Below are 4,248 nucleotides of genomic sequence, written 5' to 3'. Positions count from 1 at the left end.
TGGTCACAACGACCGTAGTCTATGGGTTCTTGCTTGTATGGACGAGCGTCTACCGGTTGATGAAGCCCTCGGAATCAAGGTGGATTCGCCGGTCGGCGGTGGTGATGCTCACTGTTTCCGTAATGCGGGTGGGATTGTTACCGATGATGCAATTCGTTCAGCGATGCTGACATGCAATTTCTTTGGGACCAAGGAAATTGTTATCGTTCAACACACTCAATGCGGCATGCTTTCCGCTAACGCGAACGATTTGGAAAAGATGCTTCGTGCTAGAGGAGTCGATATTGATTCATTAACGCTGGACCCGACTTTGTCAGAGCTTAAACTCGATAAAGGCGCTTTCGCTAAATGGATTGGCATGATGGATGATGTTGACGAAACCTGCATTAAAACTGTTGAAACATTCCGTAACCATCCATTAATTCCGAAAGATGTCTTGATTAGCGGTTGGGTATGGGAAGTCGAAACTCGCCGTCTGCGTGCTCCAACTTTTGATGCGCAAAAACGAGCTCGCACGGATGTCACTGCTGCTCAATTCGGTGTTACCGCCAAGCAGCCTTCTCGCTGGTCAGCCTAACCCTGATCGGGAAAACAACTGATCTGCTTCAATCTCGGAGCACTTTCCCGGGCGTAAGCCCGGGATCGATCAAAACCCATGCGTACTTTTTTTGCGCCTTAAACATTGGAGTTAATGTTCTATGCCAACTTATGATTACCATTGCGAAAACTGCGGCTCTGATTTGGAATTTCGCCATTCCGTCAACAGTAATGCGCCCGAATGCCCCCAGTGCGGCAGCATCATGGAAAAAAGAATTTTATCGGCGCCTGCCGTTCACGGTTACATGGCTGTAGGCAGAAACCAAGCAATGGCTTCGCTTCAACGCCCGCTCGACGAGGCTAGTCATCGTCATGGCCCAGGATGTGGATGTTGCGGGGGCCATCATCACGCATCTAGCAGCACGACATCCTCTTCATCTGCCGCTTGATGCGGCGTTCGGATCGCATCACTGGTTAGAGAATAATTCAGGCCAACCTCCCATGAGCACACTCGTTTGGATCATCATTTTCACCCTAACTGGAGGCCTGCTCAGCGTCGGCGCGGCAGGCTTATTTTTACTGATTCCAAATCGCTACCACCCACGAATCTTACCTCATGGGCTTAGTTTCGCCGTTGGGGCCTTGTTGAGCGTCGCTTTTCTGGATCTCCTGCCGGATGCACTACGCACTGCCGGCGAAAAACATGCACAAAGCTTAATGGCCACGGTTTTGGCAGGCATTATCGGTTTCTTCCTGTTGGAAAAATTGCTGCTATGGCGACACTGTCATATTGGCAATTGCGTTGCTCATAACAGGGGACGTTCCCATCGGTCGGCTGGCACCCTGATTATCTTGGGCGACGCCATCCACAACTTTGTCGATGGCGTCCTTATCGCGGCGGCTTTCCTTACGGATATACATCTGGGGATCATTACCAGCATCGCAGTAACGGCTCATGAGATCCCCCAGGAAATAGGTGACTTTGCTATTCTTATTGAAAGCGGTTACAGCCGTGCCAACGCATTACGCTATAACCTGATGTCCAGTCTATCCACACTGGTCGGGGGAATGCTGGCCTATTTCAGTCTGGCAAACCTGCATGAAATGTTACCCTACATTTTGGCATTGGCGGCATCAAGCTTTTTATACGTTGCCATAGCCGATCTTATCCCTAGTCTCCATCAACGTAGCGCTATTGCAAAACAACCGGCATTTCAGCAAATTGGCCTCATCACGTTCAGTATTTTTCTGGTGTATTGGATTCATGGACAAGCCGAGGCTTTCCATGATCAACAAGGGGCGGTTGAGACTAAAACCACACGACCGCTAGAAACTGGACCTGTATTGGAAGCAAAAATAGCCCATGCTCCACTGTACAGAAATGAAAAATACAATATTTGATGGCAATGAAATATTTCTTTATTTTTCCGATTTTAATTTGTTCAACTTTAACGCCTTGTGCAGCCATGCCGACTTCAGACGAGGTTTTAAAGCTCATTGGCCTGCATAGCGATCAACTATCAAAATTAAAAAGTGGAGAACCCATCTCACAAGAAGTAAGCGAAGAAAACGAAAAGGAATTGGCGACCATTACTGCAATTTACCTAGAATACCCTTTGCAGTTGGTGACTGAATTTATTAGAAATAATTATATTTCCGTCATGCATGGCGACGTTTTGGCCCATGGCAACATTCCGGACAATGCGAGCACAGATACATTTAAAGCGTTTTATTTTCAAAAAGCGCAAACCTCCGAAGCGTTGGCCTTATTAAACGCCGAGCCTGGCGATCACCTTAATTTGTCCGCAAGTGAAATAGAAGAGTTATCTGAAATCCGAAAAAAGCAACACGACGCTAAGCAGCAGGATCTTCTCCTTTCGGTATCCAAAGTCTATCAAAAAATACTATACAACCGCTGGCGTCAGTACAAAGATCATGGCATCGAGGGTATTTCGGAATACTCCAGAGAAGAGGAAAACGTCAAACCAGGCCTGGAATTAAAAGGTGCCTTGAAAAGTTGCAAAGTTTTATCAGGCTTATTTGCCGATTTATTCAATGATTTAAGCAATCACCCTAATCATTTTTCTTTAGGCGTTGAAGAGAGTTACTACTGGTTAAATCGAGCGCTAGAAGATAGACCGACCGCTATATTGGGACATCATGTTTTTCAAGAAACCAGTTTGGGGTCTATCGTTGTTGATAGGCAATTCTATGTTAGTCATTCTTATAATACTACCCACGATATATTAGGTGCGTTGCCTTACTTGAACGGAACCTTGATCTTTCATGCGGTTCGTACGTCTACCGATCAGGTTTTAGGCGCAGGCTCGATAATACGACATAATTTGGGGCGAAAATTTCTAAAAGCAGAATTGCTCCACCGATTATTGAAGCTCAAACAGTCCGTAGAACGCGATCAAAGAACTGAAGATAACAGATTTCAAACAAACCTATGGTTCTTGATGGATTATTCCGCATAGAAAGATGGATGCGTTGGTCAAGCCCATTTGAGCCCATGAAGTTAAAATGCCATCTTTTAAGTTAGCTGTTCAGGCACAAACTCAGGAGCTTAATTTATGTCCGACACCTTATTGCCCGAGCTAAGCGCCATATCTTTCCTACAGATGTTTATTACCCAAAGCGTCAAATTGGCGGGGCAATATAACAGTGAAAGAGGGACGGCCAATCATATCCAGGATTTAGGGTTGACTGCCAGCAGTTATCTTGAAGCCCATGCCCGCCGACAGTTGGGGCTGCCCGGTAAAATCACTCCCGAGCAATATGTGTCGATCATTACACATATCAAGAAACAAATTGGTGGGAGCTTCTCCCAGGTCCCAAGTGAGTCGGCAGGCTGCTTATGCGTGGAAAATTTCCATTGCCCATTTGGCGAGCGCGTTAAGGAAGCACCGGAGCTATGTCGCACCACCGCTTCGGTGTTTGGTGGCATTGCGGCCCGAAATTTCGGCTACGCAAAGGTTGTGCTCAACAAGCGTATCGCCACTGGTGACGGGAAATGCGAAGTTACGATCTACACTGATCGTGAAGCCGCCCAGATTGAAGAAGGTGACGAATATTTCAACGAGGGCGGCATGATTGTTTCGCGTTCAGCGATTGCCGAGGTCGCCGCGCGCGTTTCGGAAAAAATGGCTCGAACATGGAATCCAAAGGCTGTTTCGGGTCAAAAGCGCGGGTTGGATCGGCCGGAGCTGATCGCCGAATCCGAGGTGATGCGCGAAGCGTTGCAAGCAGTCGAATTGGTTGCTCCCACGTCGGCCAATGTGCTGATTAACGGCGAGACGGGGGTTGGCAAAGAAGTCATCGCGCGGGCCATCCACGCACTCAGTGATCGAAGCACACAAAAATTTGTCGCGGTTAATTGCGGCGCCATTCCGGAAAGCCTGCTCGAAAGCGCCTTATTCGGCCACGAAAAAGGCGCTTTTACCGGTGCGCACGATCTCAGGCGCGGATTTTTTGAACGCGCAGAAGGGGGCACCCTTTTTCTTGACGAAATTGATAGCTTACCGCTCCTCTCTCAAGCTAATCTTCTTCGTGTACTCCAGGAAGGCGAATTCGAGCGCGTTGGCGGTGCGCAGGTCCTACATAGCAACGTTCGTATCATAACCGCCTCGAACCGCCCCTTGCTGGAACTTGTCGATCAAGGGCGATTCCGCAAGGATCTGTATTATCGGCTTAACGTTGTGACCATCC

Annotated in this window: 5 protein-coding genes; all 5 read left to right on the top strand. The window is 47.9% G+C overall.

Features of this window, described 5'->3' with window-relative positions; genetic code table 11:
• On the top strand, positions 1-577 hold a 577-nt coding region (locus AC3B8H_RS19070; protein ID WP_488443103.1), incomplete at its 5' end, for a beta-class carbonic anhydrase.
• Positions 578-698: 121 nt separating this feature from the next.
• Positions 699-986 carry an FmdB family zinc ribbon protein gene (locus tag AC3B8H_RS19065; protein WP_427551328.1) on the top strand — a complete coding sequence of 96 codons (288 nt, stop codon included), beginning with the start codon at positions 699-701 and terminating at the stop codon, positions 984-986.
• Positions 910-1,938, top strand: coding sequence for a ZIP family metal transporter (locus tag AC3B8H_RS19060; protein WP_488443102.1), 1,029 nt, complete (start codon positions 910-912; stop codon positions 1,936-1,938). The genes AC3B8H_RS19065 and AC3B8H_RS19060 overlap by 77 nt, the downstream gene beginning before the upstream one ends.
• Positions 1,939-1,943: 5 nt before the next feature.
• Complete coding sequence (locus AC3B8H_RS19055) at positions 1,944-3,017, top strand: hypothetical protein (protein WP_488443101.1); 1,074 nt, start codon at positions 1,944-1,946, stop codon at positions 3,015-3,017.
• A 96-nt stretch (positions 3,018-3,113) separates the two neighbouring features.
• The coding region (locus AC3B8H_RS19050; RefSeq protein ID WP_488443100.1) for a sigma 54-interacting transcriptional regulator at positions 3,114-4,248 on the top strand (1,135 nt) is incomplete at its 3' end.

The sequence above is a fragment of the Methylomonas sp. BG-2 genome (assembly GCF_057766305.1).
This window is presented reverse-complemented; position numbering and strand designations above follow the sequence as displayed.

Coding starts and splice junctions, on each gene's coding strand:
- AC3B8H_RS19055 (WP_488443101.1), top strand. CDS start 1,944: ATGAAATATTTCTTTATTTTTCCGATTTTAATTTGTTCAACTTTAACG.
- AC3B8H_RS19065 (WP_427551328.1), top strand. CDS start 699: ATGCCAACTTATGATTACCATTGCGAAAACTGCGGCTCTGATTTGGAA.
- AC3B8H_RS19060 (WP_488443102.1), top strand. CDS start 910: ATGGCCCAGGATGTGGATGTTGCGGGGGCCATCATCACGCATCTAGCA.